This is a genomic window from Actinosynnema sp. NPDC049800 (genome assembly GCF_040656635.1).
Taxonomy (GTDB): Bacteria; Actinomycetota; Actinomycetes; order Mycobacteriales; family Pseudonocardiaceae; genus Actinosynnema.
In genome coordinates this window covers 1-24,368 of the sequence record NZ_JBFAMT010000046.1, presented here as the reverse complement: position 1 = coordinate 24,368, position 24,368 = coordinate 1, and the positions used below count along the sequence as shown (strand labels likewise).

Genomic DNA, 24,368 nt, shown 5'->3' with positions numbered 1-24,368 from the left:
GCCGAACCACCGGAGTCGATCTTGAACCGCATTCGCCCCACCGCCGTCGAGTTCGCGCGCTACCTGCGCACGGAGACCGTCGGCGGCATGATCCTCCTCGCCGCCACCGCCGTGGCGCTGATCTGGGCGAACACGCCGATCTCCGGTTCCTACACGGCGTTGCGGGACTTCCACCTCGGACCCGAGTCGCTGCACCTGAGCCTGAGCGTCGGCGACTGGGCCAAGGACGGCCTGCTCGCGATCTTCTTCTTCGTCGCCGGGCTCGAGCTCAAGCGCGAGCTCGTGATCGGCGAGTTGAACGACTTCAAGTCGGCGATCCTGCCCGTGGTGGCCGCCATCGGCGGCATGGTCGTGCCCGCGTTGATCGCGCTGGGCGTCGGCTGGGGTGAGCCCGGCGTCGAACGGGCGTGGGCGATCCCGGTGGCCACGGACATCGCGTTCGCGCTCGGCGTGCTGGCGATCACCGCGTCCGGCCTGCCGAACGGCCTGCGGCTGTTCCTGCTCAGCCTGGCCGTGGTGGACGACCTCGGCGCGATCATCCTCATCGCGGTGCTGTTCACCGCGTCGTTCAACCTGGTCGCGGCGGCGACCGCGGTCGCGCTGCTGGCGCTGTACGCGTTCCTGCAGCACAAGCGGGTGACGACGCCGTGGCTGTACGTCCCGATCGCGGTGGGCACGTGGGTCGCCGTGCACGCGGCGGGCGTGCACGCCACCATCGCGGGCGTCGCGCTGGCCCTGCTGACCCGCGTGCGCAAGGACCGCTACGAGCACGAGGCGCCGGCGCTGCGGCTGGAGCACCGGTTGCAGCCGTGGTCGGCGGCCGTGGCGGTGCCGCTGTTCGCGCTGTTCGCGGCCGGCGTGCCGGTGAACGGCGAGGCGTTGGGCTCGTTGTTCGCCAGCCCGCTGGCGTGGGGCGTCATGCTCGGCCTGGTGGTGGGCAAGGTGGTCGGCATCGTGGGCGCGTCGGCGTTGGCGGTGCTGTTCAAGGCCGCCCGGTGGCCGAGCGGCGCGGGACCGCGGGACATCGTCGCGGTGGCCATGCTCGGCGGGGTCGGGTTCACCGTGAGCCTGTTGATCGCGGACCTGGCGCTGGAGGGCCCGGCGGCCGAGCAGGCCAAGGCGGCGGTGCTGCTGGCGTCGTTGACGGCGTCGTTGCTCGCGGCGGTCCTGTTGGTCCGGCGCAGCCGGGTGCACCAGCGCGCCGACGAGGACGAGTACGACGACGAGTAAACCGCAGTCGTTCAGCCGGTCGGGCGGCCTCGGTCCCGCGTGCATGGCACGATGAGCCGGTGACCAGCGCTCGGGAGAACACCAACGGCAGCGGCCTGCCACCTGTTCCGTCGATCCCGTTGACCGCGGAGAGCGCGGTGAAGATCGCGGAGGAAACGTCCATCGGCGGCCTGGTGCGCGACGCCACGGCCCACCTGTCCACGTTGGTCAGGGCGGAGGTCGAGCTCGCCAAGTCCGAGGTCGCGGGCGAGGTCAAGAAGGGCCTCAAGGGCAGCGTCTACTTCATCATCGCGCTGACGGTGCTGCTGTTCAGCTCGTTCTTCCTCTTCTTCTTCGGCGCCGAGCTGCTGGACGTGTGGCTGCCGCGCTGGTCGGCGTTCCTCATCGTGTTCGGGCTGATGCTCGTCACCGCGGTGCTGTTCGCGCTGCTGGGGTACCGGAAGGTGAAGAAGCTGCGGGCGCCGCAGCGGACCATCGACTCGGCCAAGGACACCGTCGCGGCACTCCGGCACCGCGGCGAGGGCCGCTGAGCCGCGCCGTGCGGCTGCCGCCGGACCCGTCGACCGCTCGGGTGCCCGGCCCGTGGACGCACCGCGACGTGTCCGCGAACGGCATCCGCCTGCACGTCGCCGAGCTGGGCGAGGGCCCGCTCGTGCTGCTGCTGCACGGTTTCCCGGAGTTCTGGTGGACGTGGCGGCACCAGCTCGTCTCGATCGCCGAGGCGGGCTACCGCGCCGTGGCCGTCGACCTGCGCGGCTACGGCGACTCCGACAAACCACCGCGCGGCTACGACGGGTTCACGCTCGCCGGTGACGTCGCGGGCCTGGTGAAGGCGCTCGGCGAACCGCGGGCGCACCTCGTCGGCCACGCGTGGGGCGGCATGCTGGCGTGGACGGTCGCCGCCATGCACTCCCGGCTGGTCTACTCGGTGACGGCCGTGTCCGCGCCGCACCCGCTGGCGCTGCGCCGCGCGATCCGCCGCCACCCGCGCCGCCAGGGCCGGGCGAGCGCGCACCTGTTCCGCTTCCAGCTCCCGGTCTACCCGGAGCGGTGGCTGACCAGGGACCGCGGTGCGGCCGTCGCCGGGATGCTCGGCGCGTGGGGCGGTCCGAAGTGGAGGGTGTCGCCCGAGTTCGACGAGGTGGCGCGCCGCAACCGCGAGGCGGTCCTGGTGCCCGGCGTCGCGCACAGCTCCATGGAGTACCACCGCTGGGCCGTGCGGTCCCAGCTGCGCAGCGACGGCCGCCGCTTCGCCGAGGCGGTGGACCGCAGGCTGGACGTGCCCGTCCTCCAGCTGCACGGCGCGCTCGACCCGGTGGTGCTGGAGCAGACCGCGGCCGACTCGGGGCTGTGGACGGGCGGCCGCTCCGCGTACGCCGTGCTGCCGGACGTGGGCCACTTCCCGCACCAGGAGGCGCCGGACACCACCAGCCGGCACATCACCGACTTCCTCGCGAAGGTCTAGTCACGACGCGCAGGTCTGCGTGGACACCCGGCGCACCATCGTCGGCGCCTTCGCCACTTCCTCCGCGACCTCGTCCGCCGTCAGCACGAACCCGGTCTCCTGGTCGTCCACGGCCGCGCCGAACACCACGCCCATCACCCGGCCCTGCGGGTCGACCAACGGCCCGCCGGAGTTGCCGCTGCGCACCGTCGCCCGCACCGTGTACACGTCCCGCGTCACGGTCTGCGCGTCGTAGATGTCCGGCCCGCGCAGCATCCTGATCCGCTCGCGCACCCGCGCCTCGGACGCCGTGTACGGCCCGTCCAGCGGGTAGCCGAGCACGATCCCGTCCTCGCCCGGCGCGATCTCGTCGGTGCGGAACGGCAGCGGCGTCGCCTCCAAGTCCGGCACCGCCAGGATCGCGATGTCGGTCTGCGCGTCGTAGTGCACGACGGTGGCGTCGAACTCGCCGATGCCGACCTCGACGGTCACGTCCGTCGTGCCCGCGACCACGTGCGCGTTCGTCATGACCCGCTCCGGCGAGATGACGAAACCCGTCCCCTCCAACGCCCGCGAGCACGACGGCGCGCGCCCGCGCACCTTCAGCACGCTGGGCTCCAGCTTCCGCACGATCGGGTTCGCGCCCAGCGCCGGGTCCGGCGGACCCACCTCCCGCAACGGCGTCCGGTCGAACGGGTCCATCGCGGCCGGGAAACCGGACACGTCGAACAGGTTCTGCAGGTCGTCGGCCAACGTGCGCGCGGCCTGCGGCATGGTGTCGTCGACCGTGGACAGGATCACCGACTGGTTGAGCGACTTCACCAACGACGGCAGGCCCGCGACCATGGTCAGCGGCAGCGCGATCATCCACGCCACCACGAACACCACCGCGCCCTGCACGATCGCGCCCAGCGCGTTGTCCACGCCGCGCAACGGGGTGGAGTTGACCTTCGACTTGATGCTGCGGCCGATGTAGACGCCCAGCGTCTCGCCCAACGCCACCAGCAGCACCACGATGCCGACCGCGAACACGACCTTGGTCACCACGCTGTCGACCCGGGAGACGACCAGCGGCGCGAGCTGCGTGCCCAGCACCAGGCCGATCAGCACCCCGACGAACGCGGGCAGCGCCACGACCATGCCCTGCCGCGCGCCGGAGACCGCGGCGAAGGCGGCCAGCGCCAGCACGAGCAGGTCGACCCAGTTCACGAGACCTCCACCGCGCGCAGGGCCAGGTCGAGATCGCGCACGTCCGCGCGGTCCCACGGCCGTTCCCACCCGCCCAGTGCGAGCAGGCCGTCGAGCAGGCCGGCGGTGAAGCCCCACACCAGCATGCCGGGCGCGGCGAACGCCGGACCGATGTACCCGGACGGGTGGCTCACCCGGAACCGGTTCGCCGGGTCCGCCAGGTGCGCGATCGGCACCCGCGCCACGGCCGCGGTCTCGGCCGGGTCGACGGGCGCGACCGGCGACGGCTCGTCCCAGTGCGCCAGCACCGGCGTGACGACGAACCCGGACACCGGCACGTACAACTGCGGCAACGTCGCCACCGGCCGCACGCCCTCGCGCAGCACGCCGGTCTCCTCGAACGCCTCGCGCAGCGCCGTGTCCACCGGGCCGTCGTCGGTCGGGTCGGCCGCGCCGCCGGGGAACGCGACCTGCCCGGGGTGCGAGCCGAGCGTGTCGGCACGCCGCAGCAGCAGCACGTCGGGACCGCCCGGACCCTCGCCGAACAGCATGAGCACGGCGGCGGGACGTCCGGTGCCGTCGGGCGGCGGCTTGATCCGGGTGAACGCGCGGGCGTCGATCTCGGCGGTCGCCTTGACCAGCCCGCCCATCCACTCGGGCACGTCGTCCGGGTCGACCAGGGCCGTCATCCGACCACCTCGCGCACCTGCTCGACCGACGTGAAGGTGACGGGATCGGTGACCTGGGTCAGCGAGCCGTCCGCGCCGACGACGTAGTTCATCGGCAACGTCCGCGGCACGCGGGCGGCCTTGCGCACCGCGTCGGGCGGGTCGACCACCGACGGCAGGTGCACGCCGAGTTTCGCCAACAGCTCCAGACCGTCAGCCTCCTTGCTCTCCACCAGGACCGCGACCACCGCCGCCGCGCCGGGCTCCCGCGCGTAGGCGTCGAGGACCTTGAGCTCCTCCTGACAGGGAACGCACCAGGTGGCCCAGAAGTTCACCACAGTCCGGCCCGTCACGGTGGACGCCACGTCGACCGGCCGTCCGTCGCCCAGGCACGTGACCGTCACACCTCGCAGGACCCCGGGCCCTTGAGCGTCCGCCGGGCCTTGCGGGCACGGCCGGAGCGCGGCCTGGGCGCGCGCCGCGTCCAGGTCCGTCGTCCGCTCGGTCCGGGTCGGGATCGCGGCCTGGTCGACCGGGTCCGGTGAGCGGGGCCACAGCGCGACCACGCCCGCCACCGCCAGCACCAGGACGACGGCGGCCCACCGCGCTGCCGAGCTCACGCCAGCTTCTCCCCCGCACGCACGCGTTCGGCGAGTTCGATCAGGTGCGGCGCTTCCTCGCCCTTGACCAGCTTCTGCGCCTTGACCGGGTCGACCTGGCCGATGCCGTAGGACGGGCACTGCGGCGCGAGCAGGCACGCACCGCACGCGGGGGTTCGGGCGTGGCAGACGCGGCGGCCGTGGAAGATCGTGCGGTGCGAGAGCAAGGTCCACTCCTTGCGCTCGACCAGCGCGCCGATCGCGTGCTCGACCTTGACCGGGTCCTCCTCCCGGGTCCAGCCCCAGCGGCGGACGAGCCGGCCGAAGTGCGTGTCGACCGTGATCCCGGGCACACCGAACGCGTCGCCCAGCACCACGTTCGCGGTCTTGCGGCCGACGCCGGGCAACGTCACCAGGTCCTGGAGCCGGCCGGGCACCTCGCCGCCGAACCGCTCCACGAGCGCCGAACCGAGGCCGATCAGCGACGTCGCCTTGTTGCGGTAGAACCCGGTCGGCTTGATCAGCTCCTCGAGCTCGGCGCGGTCGGCGGAGGCGTAGTCGGCCGCCGTCCGGTACCGCTTGAACAGCGCGGGCGTGACCAGGTTCACGCGCACGTCCGTCGTCTGCGCCGAGAGCACCACGGCCACCAGCAGTTCCAGCGGTTCGGTGAAGTCCAACTCGCAGTGCGCGTCGGGGTAACCCTCACCGAGGACCCGCACCATGCGACGCGCCCGGCGGACCAGCCCCAGCCGCGTCTCCGGCTGCTTCACCGCGCTCTTCGCCATGCGGACGAGATTACTGGCCGGCGCCGTGCGCACGGCGGCTCGGTCGTCGGCGGAGCCCCGCCGGGTCTCCCGGGGTTCCCGCGTGGTCTCCGGGAAGACCCACCCTCGCGGGGGATACGGGCCGGCGGGCGGCGTCCGGTTTGACGCGCGACGATCGTGGGCAGGCAACCATCGGCCGACCGCACACGTCCTTTGAACGTCTGAAGGACCTCGAACCGACACGCCGGAATGACCCCCCTTGACCGCGCGCCGAACCGGATGCGCAAGGATCGGAGCCATCATGACTGCCTGGTTCGTCATCGCCGTTCCGATCGTGATCATGTTCTTCGCGCTCTTCATGGAGCGCGTCGAAGCTCGTCTGCGGCACGTCGCCGTGCAGGAGGACGAGGTCGAGGAGTTCCTGGAGTCGGCGCGCCCCGACGAGGTCAGGGCGCTCTACGGGCACGGCATCGGCCGCGCGCTGGAGCTGTTCCGGCTGCGCAGGCTGGGCGGTCGTGCCAGGAACCTGCGTCAGCGGCGCACCCGCCGCTAAGCGGGAAGGACCGGCGAGGCCCACGGGGTCAACCCCCCGCGGGCCTTATCGGGCTGTCCGGGCTGCGATGGGCGGCGCGCCGAAAGGCGATCCCGACCACAGCCCTTAGACTGCACTCAGTGATCGGCGGCAGGCGCTGATCCGCCAGAAGGCGGAACGCGCTCAACCATGCCGCCGCGTCTCGACAGGAGGGACGAGGTGGACGAGACCCTGGCCCGCGCGGGCATTTTCCAGGGGGTTGAACAGGCCGCAGCGGAGGCGCTGGCGCAGACCCTGGAGTCTGTTGAATTCCCGCGTGGCCACGTGATCTTCGCGGAAGGCGAGCCGGGAGACCGGCTCTACATCATCCAGTCCGGCAAGGTGAAGATCGGCCGCAAGTCGCCGGACGGCCGGGAGAACCTCTTGGGGATCTTCGGACCGTCCGACATGTTCGGCGAGCTGTCGATCTTCGACCCGGGTCCGCGCACGTCCACCGCGACCACGGTGACCGAAGTGCGCGCGGTCAGCATGGACCGCCCAGCGCTGCGGCAGTGGATCACCAACCGGCCGGAGATCGCCGAGCAGTTGCTGAGGGCCCTGGCCCGCAGGCTGCGCCGGACGAACTCCATGCTGGCCGACCTGATCTTCACCGACGTGCCCGGCCGGGTCGCCAAGGCGTTGCTGCAGCTCGCGCAGCGCTTCGGCAGCCAGGAGGCCGGACTGCTGCGGGTCACCCACGACCTGACGCAGGAGGAGATCGCCCAGTTCGTGGGCGCCTCGCGCGAGACGGTGAACAAGGCGCTGGCCGACTTCGCCCACCGCGGTTGGCTGCGACTGGAAGGCAAGAGCGTGCTGATCCTGGACCCGGAGCGCCTGGCCCGCCGCGCCCGCTGAACAGCACCGGAGAGAACAACAAGACCGGGCGCCGCCCCCGACGCGGCGCACCGGTCTTGTTGCCGCACGGCCCATCCCCCGACAGACCGCGCCTTCCACACCTCCGGCACCCGCAGGCCCCGACCCTCGTGGCGCCGGAAGGAGGCTTGGTTACCCGCTGCTACCGCAGTCGAAACGGCACGACGGCAGCTTGGCGGTGATTTGGTGGTGGCTGCTTCCACGATCGCATGCCACCTCCCCCGCAACTCAAGCCCGTTCACCCTCAAGGACCCTCTGTTCAGCGGTTTCTCCGGGTGGTTTCACCCGGTCATCCCATTGTTGTAACCGAACTGCAACCCACTCCCAGCCGATGGACGGTTCAAGACCATCCGGCGCACCCGCGATGACCAGGTGATGGATCACACCGCGCGATGACTGGTACGGGCGTACCAGTGCGGGGCATACTGGTACACATGTCCCACTCTGCCCGCCTCTCCGACTACCGAGCTGCCCTCACCACCCCGGGAATGCGCGGCCCCGTGGTCGCGTCCCTGCTCGCCCGCCTGCCGATCGCGATGGTCGGTCTGTCGCTGCTGCTCTACGTGCAGCGCGAGACCGGCTCGTTCGCCGCGGCCGGTCTGGTGTCGGCGTCGTCGTTGGTGGGTGTCGCGGTCGGGTCGATCGTGCAGGGCAGGTTGATGGACCGGCACGGGCCGACCCGCCCGCTGCTCGGCGCCGTGTCGCTGTTCGCGGTGTTCGTGGCGTTGGCGATCGGCGCGGTCGAGGCCGGCGCCACGTTGGCCGTGCTGGTGCCGGTGGCGTTCCTGGTGGGGATCACCGAGCCGATGGTCGGCTCCGCGTCCCGCGCCCTGTGGTCGCACGTGCTGCCGGCCGGGCCCACGCGGCTGGCCGGGTACGCCTACGAGGCGATCAGCATGGAGGTCTTCTTCATCCTGGGTCCCGGTCTCGCCGGGCTGCTGGTCACGGCGCCGTGGGCGGGGACCGGCGTGGTGATCGGCGCGGCGTCGATGGCGGTCGGCGCGCTGTGGTTCGCGTTGAACCCGACGGTGCGCGGTGTCCGTCCGGCGCCGATGAGCCGGAACCTGCTCGGCGCGCTGGCCTCACCCGGCATGCGCACGGTCGCGTTGGCGGCGTTGGGCTTCGGCGTGACGATCGGGTTCATCGAGGTGGCCGTGCCTGCGGCCGCGGCGCAGGCCGGTCACGTCGGCATGGGCGGGCTGCTGCTCAGCCTGTGGTCGGTGAGCTCGGTGCTGTTCGGCATCCTGTACTCGATGAAGCCGTTCCCGCGGGCGATGCACCTGCGGCTGCCGGTGCTGCTCGGCGGGTTCGCGCTGCTGTCGCTGCTGCTCGCCGTGCCGACGACGTTGATCGGCCTGGGTGCGGCGCTGTTCGTGGTCGGCACCCTGATCACGCCGCAGGCCACCACCCACTCGGCGGCGATCGAGCAGGTCGCGCCCGCCGGGACGGCCACCGAGGCGTTCGGCTGGGTGGTGACGGCGGTGACGGTCGGGTTGGCGATCGGCCAGTCGGCGAGCGGTCAGCTGGTCGAGGTCTACGGCACCGGCGTGGCGTTCGTCGCGGCGGCGGGCGCCGGTCTGGTGATCGCGGCTTTGGTGTGGATCTTCCGCGGCACGGTGGCCGCCGGCGTGCCGCTGCGCCAGGACGAACTGGCCCTGGTCTCGCGCTGACCGCCCGCGTCCCCCGCCGACGCACCGGCCACAGCCTCCCGCCGATCGCCCGGGCCCCCCGCCGACGCACCCCCAACCGTCCGCCGGCCTCCCCAGGCCTTCGTCTCCCCGTCTCCCCATCACCGGGGCCGGAATTGTCGGTGGTCGGGTCTAGCTTCACCGCATGGACCTGACCGCCACCACCGCCGACCTGGCCTCCGCCGCCGCCGATGTCGCCCGCCTCCTGCCGACCAGGGTCTACGACCCGGTGCTGGCCGGTTTGGTGCTGCGCGCGTCCGGCGGCGGCGTCGAGCTGGCGGGCAGCGACCGCGAACACGCCGTCCGCCTGACCCGTGCCGCGACCGTGCACACCGATGGCGCCGCCGTGGTCGTCCCGGCCCGTCCGCTCGCCGAGACCCTCCGCAGCCTGGAAGACCCGCAGGTCAGACTCGTCGTCGAGGGATCGCGCCTGGCCGTGCGCACCTCGACGGCCCGCTTCGCCCTGCCACTGCTGGACCTCGCGTCCCACCCGGGCATCCCCCCGCTGCCGCCCGCCGTGGGCGTCATCCCGGCCCTCACCCTGACCGCCGCCCTGACCCCGGTGTCGTCGGCCGCGTCGAAGGACGACGCCCTGCCGATGTTCACCGGGGTGCGGATGCACAGCGCGCCGGGAGGGCGGCTGGAGCTGATCGCGACGGACCGCTATCGCATGGCGTTCGCTTCGCTACCGTGGGCGCCGACGGGTGAGCTGGACGTGCTGGCGCCGGCGGTGGTGCTGGCCGAGGCGTCCCGGCAGCCGGACCGCGAGGCGGAGGTGGCGGTGCACGCCGACGCGGACCGCATCGCCTTGTCGTGGGCGGGCGGGAGCGTGAGCACGGCGCTGCTGGCGGCCCCGTTCCCCGACGATCGAGTGCGGAAGCTGTTGGAGGCGGTCATCGACAGCACGGTGTTGGTGGAGGCCGATGTGCTGGCCGGTGCGGTGCGCCGCGCCGTCCCGTACGCCGGGCCGCACGGTTCGGTCACCATCCAGGTGGACGACGGGGAGCTGCGCGTGCGCGGCAGCGACCCGCAGAGCGGCGAGTCCGAGGAGTCGATCAAAGCCACCATCGACGGCAACCGCGTGACCAAGACCTTCCAGGCCAAGTACCTGGCAGACGCCCTGCGCGCCTTCAGCGGCCGCCGAGTCGAACTCCGAATCCAGGACGGCCTCCGCTCCACCGTCCTGACGAGCCAAGCGGGACCGGACGGAGTAGAACTGACCTACCTGGTCGTCCCCCTCCGAACCGTCTCCTAAGCCACCCCTGGACTCCATCGAGTGAACATCGCCCAAAAATGTACGGAAACACCGTTACCGCACCTCGGTTGAAAACCAGCGGAACGCCTCGACCACCCCCGACTCACCACCACCCCAACCCACCCACCACCCGGCAGCCCCACAGCCGAACCACCCCCGCCCCACTGACCACCCAGTAGCCCCACAGCCCCACAGCCCCACAGCCCCGCAGCCCGCAGCCCGCAGCCCGCAGCCGAGCCGCCTACCGCACGGCAGCACCCCAGGCCCACATGGCGTCCAGCACCTCACGCAACGCGTGCCCACGAGACGTCAGCGAGTACCGCACCCGGCTGGGCCACCCCGGCTCCCGCACCCGCACCACGACGCCGCACTCGACGAGCTGCCCGAGCCGATCGCTGAGCACCTTGTCCGACAACGCCGGCAGGGCAGCGGCCAAGTCACCGAACGTCCGCTCACCCGCGAACAACTCCCGCACCACCAACGTCGTCCACCGACCGCGCAACGCCCGCAACGTCACCTCCACCGGGCAGTCGGGCACCGGGTGATCGACCTCGCCGTGCGGCTCGCCCTCCCAGGCGCTGGCCCTGGTCCGGGCCGCGGCCTCGGCGATGGCGGCGCGGTCGGCAATGGCGTCAGCGGCCGCGGGTGCGATTGCGGGCGCGGTTGCGGTGGCCTCTGCAGCCGAAGCGGCAGCGATGGCACGGTCGGCGGCAGGGGCGATCGCTGCGAGGTTGGCGGCGATGGCACGGTCGGCGGCGGCGGGGTCGGCGGCGGCGGGGTCGGCGGCGGCGGGTTTCGCGATGGCGTCAACGGCCGCGATCGGGTGAGCGGCGGCGACCGCCGGGTCGGCGAGGCCGGGAGTGGCGGCGGCCGCTGGGGCGGCGAGGCCGGGAGCGGCGGCGGCAGACGTGGCGGGCGCGCGGTCGGCGGCGGCAGGGTCGGCGAGGCCGGGAGCGGCGGCGGCAGACGTGGCGGGCGCACGGTCGGCGGCGGCACGGTGGGTGGTGGTTGTGGTGGCGTTGGAGCGAGGCCCGGTGCTCACCGTTTGGTTGGTCACGCGACGTCCTCCTAGCGTCACCCGCATGATCGCTCGTACCCCAGAAGAGTTGCCCCCGCTGTTCGCCCAAGCCTTCAACGCCGGCGACCCCAGCGGGCTTTACGAGCCCGGGGCGCAGCCCGCCGAGCTCGACGGACACCTCGCACTCACCGAAAAGATGACCGTCGTCACCCGAAAGGTAATCACGAGGAACGACCTGGCCCTGCTCATCGTCGACTGGCGCATCGGCGACATCACCGGCACGGCGACCGACGTCGCCCGCCGAGGCCCCGACGGCGCCTGGCGCTACGCGATCGACAACCCGTCAGGCATCGCGTAGGTACTCCAACTGCGCCCGCACCGACCACTCCGCCGCCGGCCACAGCGAACGATCCACCTCCGCGTACACCACCTCCACCACCTCACGCGCCGTCGGAGCACCGCCCAACGCCGCCACCGCCGCCCGAACCTGCGCCAACCGCTGCTCCCGGTGCACCAAGTACCCACCGGCGGCAGCCACCACGTCCGGCAACTCCGGCCCGTGGCCCGGCAACCCGATCGTGCCCACCGGAAGAGTGGTCAGCAGCCGCAACGACTCCAGGTAGTCACCAAGTCGCCCATCCGGATGGGCGACCACGGTCGTCCCCCGACCCAGCACCGTGTCCCCGGTCAACACGGCATCGTCCAGCAGGAAGCACACCGAGTCAGCCGTGTGCCCCGGCGTGGGCAACACCCGGATCGACAACCCGGCCGCCGAGATCACGTCACCCTCCGCCAACCCCTCCCCACCCAACCGGAACGCCGGGTCCACCGACCTCACCGGCGCATCCACCAGTCGCCCGAACGAACGTGCCCCATCCGAATGATCGGGATGACCGTGCGTCAGCAGCACCACCTCCACCGGCGCTTCCAACGCGATCCGCCCCAAATGCACGTCATCCGCCGGCCCGGGATCGACCACCACGCACGACGCCGACCCGGGCGCGCGCAACACCCAGGTGTTCGTCCCCTCCAACGTCATCACACCGGGGTTCTCCGCCAGCAACACCGCCGCCGTGGGCGTGACCTGCCGCAACACCCCATAAGCCAACCCGCTCACGGCACGACCACCCGGAACACCGACCCCTCCCGCACCAACTTCGGAATCACCTTCGACACCGTCCGGGGCGCGTCCAGCACCGCCGCCACCGACCCCAACTCGTCCAACTCCGTCAACGTCACCCAAGTGGGCGGCATCAACGCCCGCCGCCCGCCCTTCCAGTCCGCCAGGGCCTCCGCGGGCCGCTGCCAAGCCGCGTCCGAAGCCTCCGTCGTCACCCCGTCGGCACTCTGCCCCTCCGGCAGCACGGCCACGAAGAAGTACGTGTCGTACCGCCGAGGCTCCTCCACCGGCGTCAACCAGTTCGCCCACGGCCGCAGCAGATCCGCCCGCAGCACCAACCCCTCCGCGGCCAGGAACTGCGCCAACGACAACTCCCGCCCCACCAACGCCGCACGCGCCGCGGCGTAAGCAGCCGTGTCGGCCACCACCGACGACGACGAAGGCCCGGCCAACAACACCCCGGACTCCTCGAACGTCTCCCGCACCGCCGCGCACACCAAAGCCGTGGCCAGTTCGACGGAACACCCGAACCGCGACGCCCACCACGACGGCGGCGGCCCGCTCCACCCCACCGAGGTGTCCGCGTCACGCCGGTCGACCCCGCCACCGGGGAACACGGTCATCCCGCCCGCGAACGCCATCCCGGCCACCCGCCGCAGCAGGAACGCCTCCAGCCCCGCCGCGCCGTCACGCACCAGCACCACGGTCGCCGCGTCACGGGGCTCCACCGGGGGCCCGCTGAAGTCCGGGGGCACCGCGGAGGCCGGCAACACGAGTTCATCGGGGAGTTCGCGCACGACCCGAGCCTACGAGGATCATCCGCGTGTGGACACCACGCGCAAAGGCTGCCTCCTCAACGTCCTGCTGTTCGTCACGGGCGCGATCCTCGGCACGGCCCTGACGGCGACCGCCGCCGTGCTCCTCTTCCTCCCCGGCAGCACCACGACCAGCACGAACGAGGGCTCGCCGAACGTCTACGTCAAAGAGCGCTCCAGCCTGGTCGGCGGCACGCACCACGAGGTGTGGCTCGGCCGCACACCCGACTACGGCCACGTGGTGGAGATCCCGAACGGCTGGGACACCACGCCCGAGGTCGAACGCCGCCCGGACGGCGTGGAGCTGACCTTCGACCACGGCGGCCGGATCTTCGTCCCGGAATCGAGTTACGTCGGCGGCCGATGAAAGGCAGGATGGGCCAAGTGGACGAACAGCTGCGCGTAGGACTCGTCGGTGCCGGCCCGTGGGCGACCATGGTGCACGCGCCGGGCATCGCCGACCACCCGGGCACCCGCCTGACCACCATCTGGGCCCGCCGTGAAGAGGCGGCCACCGAACTCGCCCTGGCGCACGGCGCGGCCGTCGCCAAGACCCCCGACGAGCTCATCGCCGACGTGGACGCGGTCGCGTTCGCCGTCCCGCCGGGCGTCCAGGCCGAGATCGCGATCAAGGCGGCCGAGCAGGGCAAGCACCTCGTCCTGGAGAAGCCGATCGCGGCCAGTCTCGCCGACGCCGAACGCCTCGCCGACGCCGTCAAGGCCAACGGCGTCGCCTCCCTGGTCGTCCTCACCAAGCGCTACGCCCCCGAGACCCGGGAACAGCTGGCCCAGCTCGAGCAGCAGGGCGGCTGGGTGGGCGGCAGCGCGCGCTGGCTCACCGGAGCGCTCCTCGGCGGCCCGTTCTCGCACTCGCCGTGGCGGCACGAGCGCGGCCCGCTGGACGACATCGGCCCGCACGCGTTCGACCTGCTCGACGCCACCCTGGGCACGATCACCGACGTCATCGCGGCCAACCGGTCCGAGCACGGCCTGTGGCAGATCGTCTTCCAGCACGAGGGCGGCGCGACCAGCGTGGCCACGATGACCATGACGTTGCCGCTCAACCCGAGCATCGCCGAGGTGATCGTCTACGGCGAGCACGGGCACCGCGTGCTGGCCGACCGCGGCACGACCGCGCAACAGGCCTTCACGAACCTGCTGGACGACTTCGTGGCCATGATCGACAGCGGCACGACCGAGCACCCGCTGGACGTCCGCCGCGGCCTGCACCTGCAGCGGATCATCGACCTGGCGCGGAGGAAGGCCGAGGCGTGAAGCAGCTCGGCCCTGCCGCCCCCTCACCGGGGACGACAGGGCCGAGCTGTGGAACCTCTAGCCGGGGTACTTGCCGTTCGTCGGCTTCGGCGTCCCGTTGACGAACTCGGGGCCACCGGGCCACGACTGCTGCTCCCGCTGCGCCAGCTCCTCGTGCAGCTGCTGCAACAACGCCCGTTCCCGGTCGCTGAGCTTGGCGTCCACGGTCGGCGGCAGCTGCACGGCGGCGGGCGCCTGCCCCTCCGCCAACGCGGCCTGCAACGCGGCCAGGTCGTCCGGCCCGAGCTCCGTGGTGACCTCGGCCCGCGACAGCGGGTGGTCGTCCGGGAACGCGAACATCGGCATCGGCGGCCGTTCGTCGACCACGGGCGGCGGCTCGACGGGCGCCTCCTCGACGCGCACGTCCAGCACCTCGTCCGGGTGAACGTCGACCACGTGCACCTCGTCGTCAAGGCGAACGTCGTCAACGCGGACATCGTCGACGCGAACGTCCTCGACGTGGGCGTCCTCGACGTGGGCGTCCTCGACGCGCGCTTCCTCGACGCGGACGTCCTCGACCGGCTCGCGCACCGGCAACCGCTTCACCGGCTTGGGTGGGAACGGCTGCACGCCCTCGTAGGACTCGACGCGCGCCCGACGTGACTTGGAGCCGTTCTGGGGTTCGACAGGCACCGGTTCCGGCTCGACGACCGGTGCCTGGCCCCGGACTTCACCGTCGAACCACGCGGCCGAGTCCGGTGGTGGCTGTGGGCTCGTGGACCCCGACGGGAAGAACACCTCGCGCGCCGTGGTGACGGCCGCCGCGTGGTACTCGCCGAGTTGCGTGCCCACGGACAGCACCTCGACCGCCGCGCGGATGCCCGCCTTGCGCAGCACGGTGTCCACCCGGTAGGCGGTGGCGGGCGCGAAACCCGCCGGGCCGATGTCCACCAGGACGACCCGCTGGGGCAGCGGTCCGGGCGTCGCGCCGGCCGGGCTGGACCGCCACGTGGCACGCACGCCGCGCACGTCCGGCAGCACCGACACGGTCTTGCCCAGCACGTCGCCCAGGCCCTCGGCCGGGTCGGACTCCACGCTGAACCGGTGCTTGACCACCGGCACGCGCTCCACCGCGAACAGCCTGTCCGCCAGCGTCCGGTCCGACCGGACCTCGCCCAGCAGCAAGCCGATCTCGTGGCGTTCCTCCGGCGACACCGGGATGCGGCCGGCCAGCAGGCAGCCGACGACGAGCTCCACGGCTCTGTCCAGCTCGGCGACCGCCAGCAGCTCCCGAGCCTGGGTCAACGCGTCGTCGTCGACGCGTCCGGCCAACGCCAACAGGAGGTCGTGTAAACGGACGGGGAGTCCCACTCCGTCGTTCGTCACGCCTGTTCTCCTTCCGGCCCGCGCGGGAGCGCCGAGCTCTATACGGGCACCAAGTGCCCGTCGGCGTCAGCGCCGGCGCACACCAGCTCCGATGCCGCCAACGCCGCCCTGTGGTAGGGCGGCAGGTCCAGTCCGGCGGGCAGGACCTCAACACAGGGGTCGTGCTCGCCGAGCGCCCGCAGCACCCGCTGGAGCTCACCGGTCAGCCGGGCTTCGCCGGTCGAGGCGGTGACCAGGATCACCCTCCTGGGTCCGCCCTCGCCCAGCCGCCACGAGGACCGGACTTCGCCGACCCCGAGGCGTCCCCGCAAGGTCGCTCCGAGCACCACGGTCGCGGAATCACCCATCGACACCCGATCGGGTGATTCCGGGGAGAAGGTGTAGCCGGATTCGGGCAGTTCGTCCAGCCCTTTGACAGAACTGATCGTGGACCGGTCGGCCCCGTGCGGCACGAGGGCGTCGGCCAGCAGGCGCTGCTCGTAGTCGGTCAGACCGATCCTGTCGTGCAGCAACGTGCGCGGAAGGGCTCTCGCGAGCACCGCGACGGCGTCCGTGGCGGCCCAGTCCCGGAACCTCCAGAGGAGGTCGTCCGGCAGCCGACCGGCCAGCCTCAGCAACAGCTCGTGGCACGTGTCCGACATCTCACTCCCCGATCTCGACGATCAGTTCCACCTCGACCGGCGCGCCCAGCGGCAACTCGGCGACGCCGACCGCGGCCCGCGCGTGCCGCCCGGCTTCGCCGAACACCTCGGCGAGCAGGTCGGAGGCGCCGTTGATCACGGCGGGCTGGCCGGTGAAGCCGTCGGCGGAGGCGACGAACCCGACCAGTTTGACGACGCGCACGACCTTGTCGAGGCCGACCAGCGCGTCGACGGCGGCCAGCGCGTTCAGCGCGCAGGTGCGGGCGTGCGCCTTGGCCTCTTCGGGGCTGATGTCGCCGCCGACCTTGCCGGTGGCGGCGAGCGAGCCCTTGACGAACGGCAGCTGCCCGGACGTGAAGACCAGCTGCCCGGTGCGGGCGGCGGGCACGTAGGAGGCGACCGGAGCCGCGACCTCGGGCAGTTCGACACCCAACTCGGCCAGACGTGCCGTCCAGCTCATGCCTTGGGCCGCTTCAGGTAGGCGACGTGCTGCTCGCCGCTCGGGTTCGGCAGCACGGTGACCAGCTCCCAACCGTCGGCACCCCACTGGTCCAGGATCGCCTTGGTGGCGTGGATCAACAGCGGGACCGTCGCGTACTCCCACTTCTGCATGAGCGGCAGCCTAGCGGGGTGTCGAATGGGGGCACCCGTCCGAGTACCCCCATTCGTGTCACGCCGTGCTCAGACCCGAGACCGCTTCACATCGGCCAGGAACGCGGAGAAGGCCCGCACGCCGAACTCCAACGTCCCGCCGTCCCGGTTCTTGGTGTCCCGCACCCCGGCGACCTGCTCACCGATCGCCAACTCGACGCACTGCGCAGCGGAGGCGCTCCGGCTGCTCTTCCGCCATCTTCGGTCGGTCACGAATCTCCTAGTGTGTCCCGCACTTCCTTGATGAGGCCCACGGAGTCCTCGGCCGTGAGCGCGAGGCGTGCCGCGTCGTCCCACACAGCCGACAGCACCTCGGCATCTTCATCTTCCACCGCCGCGAGGCCGGTCAGTGCCTCCACATAGGCCGTGATGGGCTCGTCCGACTCGGCGAAGTCCAGCAGGTGCAGCCCGCCGGCCTGCGCCTCGTACGCCCCACGGCTGTACGGCAGGACTTGGATGGTCACGTTCGGCAGGTCGGCCACGGCGACGAGGTGGTCCAACTGCCCGCGCATCACCTCGGCCCCGCCCACCAACCGCCGGAGCGCCGCTTCGTCGACCAGCGCGTGGAACTCCAACGGCTTCTCGCGGGACAACAGCTCCTGCCGCTCAGACCTCTCGGCGGCGGCGTGCGCGTCCCAACTGTCGCCGATGATCCGCCTGGAGGTGGCCCGCGCGACCGCCTCGGCGTAGCCGGCCGTCTGGAGCAGGCCCGTGATCAACGCCGGGTCGAGCGAGCGTTCCCGCACCGCCTCCAGCTCGTCCATCCGGAACCGCTTGTAGCCGCTGGGCAGGTCGCGGGCGTGCTCGATCGCGTACGGGTCGACGTCGGCTACCTCCCAGAGCTGGAGCGCGCGTGTCTTCTCCTCCGGCGTCGCCCCGATGACGTCGAGGACCATCGCCAGCGTGGGCCAGCGCGCCAGGGCGTCGCCGGAGAGCATCCGGACGATCGTCGGCCGGGACACCCTTGAGGCCTTGACCACCTCGTCCACCTTGAGGCCGGACCGCTCCAGGATCGGCCGGATGTGGCGTCCGAGCCTGCGCTTGCCCCGCGTCGAGCCAATAGCCATTCGATCACCCTAACCACTCTCGGTGACAACGTATCGCCCGAACTTCACTCGTTCGATTCGACCGACTTGAACAAATCAAACTGTACTCTCAAACCATGGATGACGAAGACGTGGTCGCGGAGGCGCCGAGGCTGTTCGCGATCGTCCAGGAGGACGCCGAGGACGGGTGGGTCGCGGCGTGGGGCCTGGACTTCGGGGACGGCACGGCGGAGGTGACGGGTCCGGAGGGCGGTCCGGGCCTGCGGATCTCGACCACGAGCGCGGAGCGGGCGCTCTGGTACTTCGCGATCGACAGGACGGCGCGGGCGCGCCTGGTGTGGGTGGAAGGGGAGGAGGTGGTGCCGGAGCCCCAAAGCGTGACGTGACTGGGCCATCACGCGGCGCTAGCGTTGATCACGTGGAAACGTGGCGGATCGTCGCCACCAGCGCGTTCCTGCTGGGCGGGCTGGTGATGATCCTGGTCGGGATGGCGCAGGCGCGCGATCGCAAGGGCGCCAAGCGGCCCGACGTGATGCGGGCGTTGCTGATCGGGGCGGTGGTCGTCGCGGTCGTGGCGGTGCTGATCGCGTACGTGCTGCCGTCGGTCCTGGCGTGGGGCGTCGTGGCGGCGACCGCCATCGCGGTGGTGTTCGTCACCATGTGGGACTAACCGTGACAGGCGGCGTGGCCAGCGGTTCTCAGGGCGGCGCGCATAGGCTGATCTGGTGAACGGCTGGACCGACGAACTCGCCCGTGCGCGACTGCACGTGGTGACGGGCAAGGGCGGGACCGGCAAGACCACGGTCGCCGCCGCGCTCGCGCTGGCGCTGGCCACCGGCGGACGGCGCGTGCTGCTGGTGGAGGTGGAGAACCGGCAGGGCATCGCGCAGCTGTTCGACCGCCCGCCGCTGCCGTACTCCGAGGAGCGGATCGCGTCGGCGCCCGGTGGCGGGGAGGTGCGTGCGCTCGCGGTGGACCCCGAGGCGGCGCTGCTCGAGTACCTCGACATGTTCTACAACCTCGGCTTCGCCGGCCGGACGTTGAAGAAGATGGGCGCGATCGAGTTCGCCACCACGCTCGCCCCGGGCCTGCGGGACGTGCTGCTCACCGGCAAGGTCAAGGAGTGCGTGCGCCGCGCGGGCAAGACCGGACGGCACGAGTACGACGCCGTCGTGCTCGACGCGCCGCCGACCGGTCGGGTAGTCCGGTTCCTGGACGTCACCAGGGCCATGGCCGACCTCGCCAAGGTGGGGCCGATCAAGGGCCAGAGCGACGGCGTGGTCAACCTGCTGCACTCCGGTGACACGGCGGTGCACCTGGTCGCGCTGCTCGAGGAGATGCCGGTGCGGGAGACGTTGGACGCGGTGGCCGAGCTGGACGCCGCGGACCTGCGGCCGGGCGCGGTGTTCGTGAACCGGGTCAGCGCGCCGCGGCTGCCCGCGCGGTCGGTCGCGTCGGCGTCCGAGGGGCGGGTCGACGCCGGGCGGGTGCGCACCGGGCTGGAGGCGGCGGGTCTCGACGTGGACGCCGACGTGCTGGACGGGCTGGTCGAGCAGGCCGTGGAGCACGCGTTGCGGGTCCGCATGGAGGAACGGGCGAAGGAGAAGCTGGCCGAGGCGGACCTGCCGACGCTGGAACTGCCGGAGGTGACCGACGGGGTGGACGTGGCCGCGCTCTACGAGCTGGCCGAGGTGCTGGTCGGGCGGGGTGTGCGGTGAACCGGCTCGACGTGGACGCGTTGCTGGACGACCCGGCGACCCGGGTGCTGGTGTGCTGCGGGTCCGGTGGCGTCGGCAAGACGACCACGGCGGCGGCGCTGGCCATCCGTGCCGCCGAACGCGGCAGGCGGGCCGTCGTGCTGACCATCGACCCGGCGCGCAGGCTGGCGCAGTCGCTCGGCCTCGGCGAGCTGGACAACCAGCCGCGACGCGTCGAGGTGGAGGGCGTCAAGGGCGAGCTGCACGCGATGATGCTGGACATGCGTCGCACGTTCGACGACATGGTGTGGCAGCACGCCGGTCGTGAGCGGGCCGAGCAGATCCTGGCGAACCCGTTCTACCAGACGATTTCCACGTCGTTCTCCGGCACGCAGGAGTACATGGCGATGGAGAAGCTGGGCCAGCTGGTCGAGCGCGACGAGTGGGACCTGGTCGTCGTGGACACGCCGCCGAGCCGGTCGGCGCTGGACTTCCTGGACGCGCCGCAGCGGTTGTCGACGGTGCTGGACGGCAAGCTGATCCGGATGCTGTCGGCGCCCGCCCGGGCGGGCGGGCGCGGCATCCGCAAGATCGTGGGCGCGGGCTTCGGCCTGTTCACCAAAGCCGTGTCCACCATCGTCGGCGGCCAACTCCTGCAGGACGCCTCGACGTTCGTGCAGGCGTTCGACAGCATGTTCGGTGGCTTCCGGCAACGCGCCAAGGCCACCTATGAGCTGCTGCGATCACCCGGAACCGGATTCTTGGTGGTCGCGGCGGCCGAACCGGACGCGTTGCGCGAGGCCAGCTACTTCGTGGAGCGGTTGAGCGCGGAACGGATGCCGTTGACCGGCCTGGTCGCGAACCGGACGCACCCGGTGCTGGCCCCCTTGCCGGCACCAGGCGCGTTGGCGGCGGCGGACCGGCTCGAGCGCACTGGGGACGCTCCGCTGGCTGCCGCGGTGTTGCGGGTGCACGCGGATCGCGTGGCCGTCGCCGATCGGGAGAAGCGACTGCTCGCGCGGTTCACCCGTGCGCACCCCGGTGTTCCGCTGATCGGGGTACCCGCGCTGCCTACCGACGTGCACGACCTGGACGGTCTGCACGAGATCGGTCGGCGGTTGGCGGGCGAGTAGTGGAGCCCGGCCGGTCAGCCGACCGCGGACTCCTCGTGGTGCTCCTGACGTGCGGTGTCGAGGAGCTCGTGCCATGAGGTGACGTCCGGGCGACGCCGCAGCAACGCCCGCCGTTCACGCTCGGTCATGCCGCCCCAGACGCCGAATTCGATCCGGTTGTCCAGGGCCTCGGCGAGGCACTCGGTGCGCACCGGGCATCCCAGGCACACCACCTTCGCCTTGCGCTGCTCCGCGCCGCGCACGAAGAGCTGGTCCGGCTCTTCGTCACGGCACGAGGCCTTGATCCGCCAATCCCCCTGCACCTGCTGCATATCCCCCACCTCAGTTCACACAGTGCCCAGACGTTCTAAATCCGCCACACCCCTGCCGCGGATGCCGTAGGCTCACCATCGAGTGGTCATGCCGTTGGCTGCTGTCTTGGACAGTGACGGACTGTAGAGCCTTCCGGTTCCACCTCCAACCCTGGGTTGCCCACCTGTTACCTGTCTTGAGTACGAGTACTCATCCTGCGTAATCAACTGTGCGCGAATCCGATCACCTCTTCAGGTGCCGCGTACGCTGACCTGCATGCGAGCCAGGAACGGCGTGCTGAAACTGCTCGGACTGTGTCTGCTGGCCGGGGTGCTGCTGGCAGGCATGTTGTTCCCTGTCGTCGGCTCGCTGGGGATGGTGTCGAACAGAGCCAGCGACACCGTCGACAGCATCTCCGCCGACCTGGTCACCACCGACCCGCCGTTGATCTCCACGATCACCGACAAGGACGGCGCGCCGATCGCGTACCTGTACGACCAGTACCGCGTGCTCGTCGAGCCCGACATGATCTCGCCGACGATGAAGGCCGCGCTGGTCTCGGTCGAGGACCGGCGGTTCTACGAGCACCAGGGCGTGGACTGGCGGGGCACGATCCGGGCCGGGCTGACGAACCAGTTCAGCGGCTCGGTCACGCAGGGTGCGTCCACGCTCACGCAGCAGTACGTGAAGAACTACCTCGTGCACGTCGTCGCGCGCAACAACCAGGTCGAGCAGCAGAAGGCGCAGGAGCAGACGGTCGCGCGCAAGGCCCGCGAGTGGCGCATCTCGTTGCAGCTGGAGAGCCAGCTCGGCAAGGAGGAGATCCTCGCCCGGTACCTGAACGTGGTGCCGTTCGGCTCGACGATCTACGGCATCGCCGCGGCGTCGCAGGCGTACTTCAACACGACGGCGGACAAGTTGACCGTGCCGCAGGCGGCGATGCTCGCGGGCATGGTCAACAGCCCGTCCGCGCTGAACCCGGAGGTGTTCCCGGAGAAGGCGCTGGAGCGGCGCAACCAGGTGATCGACAAGATGGTCGAGAACGACAAGCTGTCGCGTGACGCCGCCGAGGCCGCGAAGGCCGAGCCGCTCGGCCTGGCGACGCCGGTGCGGACGCCGCCCAACGGGTGCGTCGGGGCCGGGCCGGAGCACGGGTTCTTCTGCTCGTACGCGTTGAACTACTTGGCGCGCAACGGTTTCAGCGAGGAGCAGCTGAAGACCGGCGGCTACACGATCCGGACCACTTTGGACCGCACGATCACCGATCACGCGAAGCGCGCGGCGGAGGGCCAGGTCGCGAAGTCGACCGACGGCATCGCGAACACGGTGGCGGTCGTGCGGCCGGGCAAGGAGCGGCACGAGGTCGTGGCGCTGGTGGCGAACCGTGATTACGGGTTGAAGGCCGACCAGTTCCAGACGCAGTTCGACCTGCCGTCCGGGGTGGAGAACAAGTTCGGGGCCGGGTCGGTCTACAAGGTGTTCACGGCCGCGGCGGCGTTGGAGAAGGGCATGGGCATCGAGAGCACGATGGCCACGCCGAACTCGTACGTGTCGCGGGTGTTCAAGGGTGGTGGGGACAAGTGCCCGCCGGCCCCGGAGCCTGCCACGCGGTGGTACTGCCTGGGCAACGCGTCGTCGACGTACCCGCCGCAGATGTCGTTGCAGACGGCGTTGCAGACCTCGCCGAACACGGGGTTCGTGATCCTGGAAGAGCAGCTGGGCATGGACCCGGTGGTGGACATGGCGTCGCGGTTGGGGATGCGCGAGACGATGGCGACGAACATCGCGGGCGTGCGGCCGGACCCGAAGGCGAAGAGCAAGGAGCTGCGGGTCTCGCAGACCGAGTTCTACAAGTCCAACGGCGGCAACGCTTCGTTCACGTTGAGCCCGGCGCCGGTGAGCACGTTGGAGCTGGCGAACGTGGCGGCGACGATCATGAGCGGCGGCGTGTGGTGCCCGCCGTCCCCGATCGCCCAGATCGTGGACCGCTCCGGCCAGCCCGTGCCGGTCAACGAGGCGCCGTGCGAGCAGGTCGTGGCCGAGCCGTTGGCGAACGGCTTGGCCGTGGGGATGTCGAAGGACGACCAGGGCAGCGGAACCGCCGCCGCCGCGGCGCGGCAGTTCAAGTGGACCCGGCCGATGCTGGGCAAGACGGGGACGACGGAGGACTACAAGTCGGCCGCGTTCATCGGCGCGACGCCGGACTTCGCCGGTGCCGTGCAGACGTTCAACGACGGCGTGGAACCGCGCGGGATCTGCGTCAACGGCGGCCCGCCTCGCTTGTGCGGCAAGGGTGACATCTACGGCGGCACCGTGCCCGCGCGGACGTGGTTCGACACGATGACGAAGGTCCACGAAGGACTGCCGGTGCGCGGCATGCCGGCCGTCGAGGAGCGCTACCTGAAGGGCGGCAGCGAGATCCGCGTGCCCGACGTCGTCGGCCGGAACGTCAACGACGCCACCAGGATCCTCGAACAGGCCGGCTACAAGGTCTCCGCGCAGAACCGCAACTCCGACCAGCCGAAGGGCCAAGTGGTCAGCCAAACACCGCGCGGCAGCGCCCTGAAGGGCACCGTGATCACCCTTCTGGTGTCCACGGGCTACGTCCCCCCGCCGCAGGCGAGCGACCCACCGCCGACCAGCGAATCCCCCGACCCGGGCCAAGGCCAACCGGGCCGCCCAGGCGACCCCGGCCGCCCCACGGGCCCGCCACAAATCACCATCCCCACCGACCCACCACGCCGCTAACCCCCCGCGCCGCCAACCCACACCCCCGCGCCCCGGACGGCCGGACTCCTCACCCCGCCTGCTCCGGCGTCGGCGGTTCGGGCGCTGGCGAGTGCGGCGAGTGCGGCGCGTCTGCCGCCGGAAGCGCTCGTCGGGTCGTTGGCCCGGTGTCGTCGCCGTGGTGTCGTCGCCGTGGTGGTGGGGCGGTGGCCGTGGTGGCGGTGGCCGTGGTGGCGGCGGCCGTGGTGGCGGCGGCCGTGGTGGCGGCGGCCGTGGTGGCGGCGGCCGTGGTGGCGGCGGCCGTGGTGG

The 24,368-nt window shown here is 71.5% G+C and carries 29 protein-coding genes; 15 read left to right on the top strand and 14 right to left on the bottom strand.

Translation table 11 applies throughout. The features are described 5' to 3' along the window. Positions 1 to 21: 21 nt before the first annotated feature. The 3 genes from nhaA to AB0I91_RS34115 are packed head-to-tail and all read left to right on the top strand — an operon-like array spanning position 22 to position 2,695. Positions 22 to 1,230, top strand: coding sequence for a Na+/H+ antiporter NhaA (gene nhaA / locus AB0I91_RS34125; protein WP_499615709.1), 1,209 nt, complete (start codon positions 22 to 24; stop codon positions 1,228 to 1,230). Positions 1,231 to 1,289: 59 nt separating this feature from the next. Beyond that, complete coding sequence (locus tag AB0I91_RS34120) at positions 1,290 to 1,760, top strand: phage holin family protein (protein WP_498779239.1); 471 nt, start codon at positions 1,290 to 1,292, stop codon at positions 1,758 to 1,760. An 8-nt stretch (positions 1,761 to 1,768) separates the two neighbouring features. Beyond that, on the top strand, positions 1,769 to 2,695 hold the full coding sequence (locus tag AB0I91_RS34115) for an alpha/beta fold hydrolase (protein ID WP_498779237.1): 927 nt from the start codon (positions 1,769 to 1,771) through the stop codon (positions 2,693 to 2,695). Here the strand turns inward: AB0I91_RS34115 and AB0I91_RS34110 are convergent, their stop codons facing one another. The 4 genes from AB0I91_RS34110 to nth are packed head-to-tail and all read right to left on the bottom strand — an operon-like array spanning position 2,696 to position 5,914. After that, the gene (locus tag AB0I91_RS34110; RefSeq protein ID WP_498779235.1) at positions 2,696 to 3,883 is read right to left on the bottom strand and encodes a MarP family serine protease; all 1,188 of its coding nucleotides are present in this window, start codon (positions 3,881 to 3,883) and stop codon (positions 2,696 to 2,698) included. After that, positions 3,880 to 4,551, bottom strand: a complete 672-nt coding sequence (locus AB0I91_RS34105; protein ID WP_498779234.1) for an NUDIX hydrolase — start codon at positions 4,549 to 4,551, stop codon at positions 3,880 to 3,882. The genes AB0I91_RS34110 and AB0I91_RS34105 overlap by 4 nt, the downstream gene beginning before the upstream one ends. Continuing rightward, positions 4,548 to 5,150, bottom strand: coding sequence for a TlpA disulfide reductase family protein (locus tag AB0I91_RS34100; RefSeq protein ID WP_499615713.1), 603 nt, complete (start codon positions 5,148 to 5,150; stop codon positions 4,548 to 4,550). Before AB0I91_RS34100 ends, AB0I91_RS34105 begins: the two co-directional genes overlap by 4 nt. After that, positions 5,147 to 5,914, bottom strand: a complete 768-nt coding sequence (gene nth, locus AB0I91_RS34095) for an endonuclease III (RefSeq protein WP_498779232.1) — start codon at positions 5,912 to 5,914, stop codon at positions 5,147 to 5,149. The genes AB0I91_RS34100 and nth overlap by 4 nt, the downstream gene beginning before the upstream one ends. 280 nt (positions 5,915 to 6,194) lie before the next feature. Between nth and AB0I91_RS34090 the strand changes: the two genes are divergently transcribed. The 4 genes from AB0I91_RS34090 to dnaN all read left to right on the top strand — a co-directional run bounded on the left by AB0I91_RS34090 (position 6,195) and on the right by dnaN (position 10,280). Further along, positions 6,195 to 6,446 carry a hypothetical protein gene (locus AB0I91_RS34090; RefSeq protein ID WP_015097743.1) on the top strand — a complete coding sequence of 84 codons (252 nt, stop codon included), beginning with the start codon at positions 6,195 to 6,197 and terminating at the stop codon, positions 6,444 to 6,446. 198 nt (positions 6,447 to 6,644) lie between these two features. Beyond that, on the top strand, positions 6,645 to 7,319 hold the full coding sequence (locus AB0I91_RS34085; RefSeq protein ID WP_033441932.1) for a Crp/Fnr family transcriptional regulator: 675 nt from the start codon (positions 6,645 to 6,647) through the stop codon (positions 7,317 to 7,319). 452 nt (positions 7,320 to 7,771) lie between these two features. Continuing rightward, a complete protein-coding gene (locus AB0I91_RS34080; protein ID WP_498779231.1) occupies positions 7,772 to 9,007 on the top strand; it encodes an MFS transporter in 1,236 nt (411 codons plus the stop codon). Between the two features lie 163 nt (positions 9,008 to 9,170). After that, positions 9,171 to 10,280, top strand: coding sequence for a DNA polymerase III subunit beta (gene dnaN, locus AB0I91_RS34075; RefSeq protein ID WP_499640615.1), 1,110 nt, complete (start codon positions 9,171 to 9,173; stop codon positions 10,278 to 10,280). A gap of 241 nt (positions 10,281 to 10,521) precedes the next feature. Here the strand turns inward: dnaN and AB0I91_RS34070 are convergent, their stop codons facing one another. Next, entirely contained in the window at positions 10,522 to 11,337 is an 816-nt protein-coding gene (locus AB0I91_RS34070; protein ID WP_499640612.1) for a winged helix-turn-helix transcriptional regulator, read from the bottom strand. 25 nt (positions 11,338 to 11,362) lie between these two features. Here AB0I91_RS34070 and AB0I91_RS34065 point away from each other — a divergent pair, with 25 nt between their 5' ends. Then, positions 11,363 to 11,656 (top strand): YybH family protein, encoded by a 294-nt coding sequence (locus AB0I91_RS34065; protein WP_498779225.1) that lies wholly within the window; start codon positions 11,363 to 11,365, stop codon positions 11,654 to 11,656. On the opposite strand, the gene AB0I91_RS34060 is transcribed toward AB0I91_RS34065, so the two are convergent. Both AB0I91_RS34060 and AB0I91_RS34055 read right to left on the bottom strand, forming a co-directional pair. Then, a complete protein-coding gene (locus tag AB0I91_RS34060; protein WP_498779224.1) occupies positions 11,642 to 12,415 on the bottom strand; it encodes an MBL fold metallo-hydrolase in 774 nt (257 codons plus the stop codon). The two genes, AB0I91_RS34065 and AB0I91_RS34060, sit on opposite strands and share 15 nt — an antisense overlap. Continuing rightward, positions 12,412 to 13,215 (bottom strand): NUDIX hydrolase, encoded by an 804-nt coding sequence (locus AB0I91_RS34055; RefSeq protein ID WP_499640610.1) that lies wholly within the window; start codon positions 13,213 to 13,215, stop codon positions 12,412 to 12,414. The genes AB0I91_RS34060 and AB0I91_RS34055 overlap by 4 nt, the downstream gene beginning before the upstream one ends. 28 nt (positions 13,216 to 13,243) lie before the next feature. Between AB0I91_RS34055 and AB0I91_RS34050 the strand changes: the two genes are divergently transcribed. Together AB0I91_RS34050 and AB0I91_RS34045 are read left to right on the top strand one after the other, a co-directional pair. Beyond that, positions 13,244 to 13,600: a hypothetical protein gene (locus AB0I91_RS34050; RefSeq protein ID WP_499618435.1), complete on the top strand. Its 357-nt coding sequence runs from the start codon at positions 13,244 to 13,246 to the stop codon at positions 13,598 to 13,600. 8 nt (positions 13,601 to 13,608) lie between these two features. Beyond that, entirely contained in the window at positions 13,609 to 14,508 is a 900-nt protein-coding gene (locus tag AB0I91_RS34045; protein ID WP_498779364.1) for a Gfo/Idh/MocA family protein, read from the top strand. Between the two features lie 57 nt (positions 14,509 to 14,565). Here AB0I91_RS34045 and AB0I91_RS34040 read toward each other — a convergent pair whose 3' ends face one another. The 6 genes from AB0I91_RS34040 to AB0I91_RS34015 form a co-directional block, all read right to left on the bottom strand. Beyond that, positions 14,566 to 15,873, bottom strand: a complete 1,308-nt coding sequence (locus tag AB0I91_RS34040; protein ID WP_499640608.1) for a hypothetical protein — start codon at positions 15,871 to 15,873, stop codon at positions 14,566 to 14,568. Positions 15,874 to 15,911: 38 nt separating this feature from the next. After that, complete coding sequence (locus tag AB0I91_RS34035) at positions 15,912 to 16,514, bottom strand: hypothetical protein (protein ID WP_498779218.1); 603 nt, start codon at positions 16,512 to 16,514, stop codon at positions 15,912 to 15,914. A gap of 1 nt (position 16,515) precedes the next feature. After that, entirely contained in the window at positions 16,516 to 16,974 is a 459-nt protein-coding gene (locus AB0I91_RS34030) for a RidA family protein (RefSeq protein ID WP_230570029.1), read from the bottom strand. Further along, entirely contained in the window at positions 16,971 to 17,126 is a 156-nt protein-coding gene (gene sp36, locus AB0I91_RS34025) for a Sp36 family protein (protein WP_141979599.1), read from the bottom strand. The genes AB0I91_RS34030 and sp36 overlap by 4 nt, the downstream gene beginning before the upstream one ends. A gap of 69 nt (positions 17,127 to 17,195) precedes the next feature. Then, positions 17,196 to 17,378 (bottom strand): DUF397 domain-containing protein, encoded by a 183-nt coding sequence (locus AB0I91_RS34020; protein WP_498779216.1) that lies wholly within the window; start codon positions 17,376 to 17,378, stop codon positions 17,196 to 17,198. Continuing rightward, positions 17,375 to 18,232: a helix-turn-helix domain-containing protein gene (locus tag AB0I91_RS34015; RefSeq protein WP_499618440.1), complete on the bottom strand. Its 858-nt coding sequence runs from the start codon at positions 18,230 to 18,232 to the stop codon at positions 17,375 to 17,377. The genes AB0I91_RS34020 and AB0I91_RS34015 overlap by 4 nt, the downstream gene beginning before the upstream one ends. A gap of 95 nt (positions 18,233 to 18,327) precedes the next feature. Here AB0I91_RS34015 and AB0I91_RS34010 point away from each other — a divergent pair, with 95 nt between their 5' ends. The 4 genes from AB0I91_RS34010 to bagB are packed head-to-tail and all read left to right on the top strand — an operon-like array spanning position 18,328 to position 21,041. Then, on the top strand, positions 18,328 to 18,597 hold the full coding sequence (locus AB0I91_RS34010; protein WP_498779212.1) for a hypothetical protein: 270 nt from the start codon (positions 18,328 to 18,330) through the stop codon (positions 18,595 to 18,597). A gap of 32 nt (positions 18,598 to 18,629) precedes the next feature. Then, positions 18,630 to 18,881: a hypothetical protein gene (locus AB0I91_RS34005; protein WP_498779210.1), complete on the top strand. Its 252-nt coding sequence runs from the start codon at positions 18,630 to 18,632 to the stop codon at positions 18,879 to 18,881. 55 nt (positions 18,882 to 18,936) lie between these two features. Then, positions 18,937 to 19,929, top strand: a complete 993-nt coding sequence (gene bagA / locus AB0I91_RS34000) for an ATPase BagA (protein WP_498779208.1) — start codon at positions 18,937 to 18,939, stop codon at positions 19,927 to 19,929. Further along, positions 19,926 to 21,041, top strand: a complete 1,116-nt coding sequence (bagB, locus tag AB0I91_RS33995; protein WP_499640606.1) for an ATPase BagB — start codon at positions 19,926 to 19,928, stop codon at positions 21,039 to 21,041. The genes bagA and bagB overlap by 4 nt, the downstream gene beginning before the upstream one ends. A 14-nt stretch (positions 21,042 to 21,055) precedes the next feature. On the opposite strand, the gene AB0I91_RS33990 is transcribed toward bagB, so the two are convergent. After that, positions 21,056 to 21,352, bottom strand: coding sequence for a WhiB family transcriptional regulator (locus AB0I91_RS33990; RefSeq protein ID WP_123744590.1), 297 nt, complete (start codon positions 21,350 to 21,352; stop codon positions 21,056 to 21,058). A 256-nt stretch (positions 21,353 to 21,608) separates the two neighbouring features. Here AB0I91_RS33990 and AB0I91_RS33985 point away from each other — a divergent pair, with 256 nt between their 5' ends. Beyond that, positions 21,609 to 24,080, top strand: a complete 2,472-nt coding sequence (locus AB0I91_RS33985) for a penicillin-binding protein (protein WP_498779204.1) — start codon at positions 21,609 to 21,611, stop codon at positions 24,078 to 24,080. Positions 24,081 to 24,368 lie beyond the last annotated feature (288 nt).

What these genes read in the sequence shown, in the direction of transcription:
- AB0I91_RS34105 (WP_498779234.1), bottom strand. Translation starts at nt 4,551, where the DNA reads ATGACGGCCCTGGTCGACCCGGACGACGTGCCCGAGTGGATGGGCGGG.
- nth (WP_498779232.1), bottom strand. Translation starts at nt 5,914, where the DNA reads ATGGCGAAGAGCGCGGTGAAGCAGCCGGAGACGCGGCTGGGGCTGGTC.
- AB0I91_RS34090 (WP_015097743.1), top strand. Translation starts at nt 6,195, where the DNA reads ATGACTGCCTGGTTCGTCATCGCCGTTCCGATCGTGATCATGTTCTTC.
- AB0I91_RS34080 (WP_498779231.1), top strand. Translation starts at nt 7,772, where the DNA reads ATGTCCCACTCTGCCCGCCTCTCCGACTACCGAGCTGCCCTCACCACC.
- dnaN (WP_499640615.1), top strand. Translation starts at nt 9,171, where the DNA reads ATGGACCTGACCGCCACCACCGCCGACCTGGCCTCCGCCGCCGCCGAT.
- AB0I91_RS34065 (WP_498779225.1), top strand. Translation starts at nt 11,363, where the DNA reads ATGATCGCTCGTACCCCAGAAGAGTTGCCCCCGCTGTTCGCCCAAGCC.
- AB0I91_RS34045 (WP_498779364.1), top strand. Translation starts at nt 13,609, where the DNA reads ATGGGCCAAGTGGACGAACAGCTGCGCGTAGGACTCGTCGGTGCCGGC.
- AB0I91_RS34035 (WP_498779218.1), bottom strand. Translation starts at nt 16,514, where the DNA reads ATGTCGGACACGTGCCACGAGCTGTTGCTGAGGCTGGCCGGTCGGCTG.
- AB0I91_RS34030 (WP_230570029.1), bottom strand. Translation starts at nt 16,974, where the DNA reads ATGAGCTGGACGGCACGTCTGGCCGAGTTGGGTGTCGAACTGCCCGAG.
- sp36 (WP_141979599.1), bottom strand. Translation starts at nt 17,126, where the DNA reads ATGCAGAAGTGGGAGTACGCGACGGTCCCGCTGTTGATCCACGCCACC.
- AB0I91_RS34015 (WP_499618440.1), bottom strand. Translation starts at nt 18,232, where the DNA reads ATGGCTATTGGCTCGACGCGGGGCAAGCGCAGGCTCGGACGCCACATC.
- AB0I91_RS34010 (WP_498779212.1), top strand. Translation starts at nt 18,328, where the DNA reads ATGGATGACGAAGACGTGGTCGCGGAGGCGCCGAGGCTGTTCGCGATC.
- AB0I91_RS33990 (WP_123744590.1), bottom strand. Translation starts at nt 21,352, where the DNA reads ATGCAGCAGGTGCAGGGGGATTGGCGGATCAAGGCCTCGTGCCGTGAC.
- AB0I91_RS33985 (WP_498779204.1), top strand. Translation starts at nt 21,609, where the DNA reads ATGCGAGCCAGGAACGGCGTGCTGAAACTGCTCGGACTGTGTCTGCTG.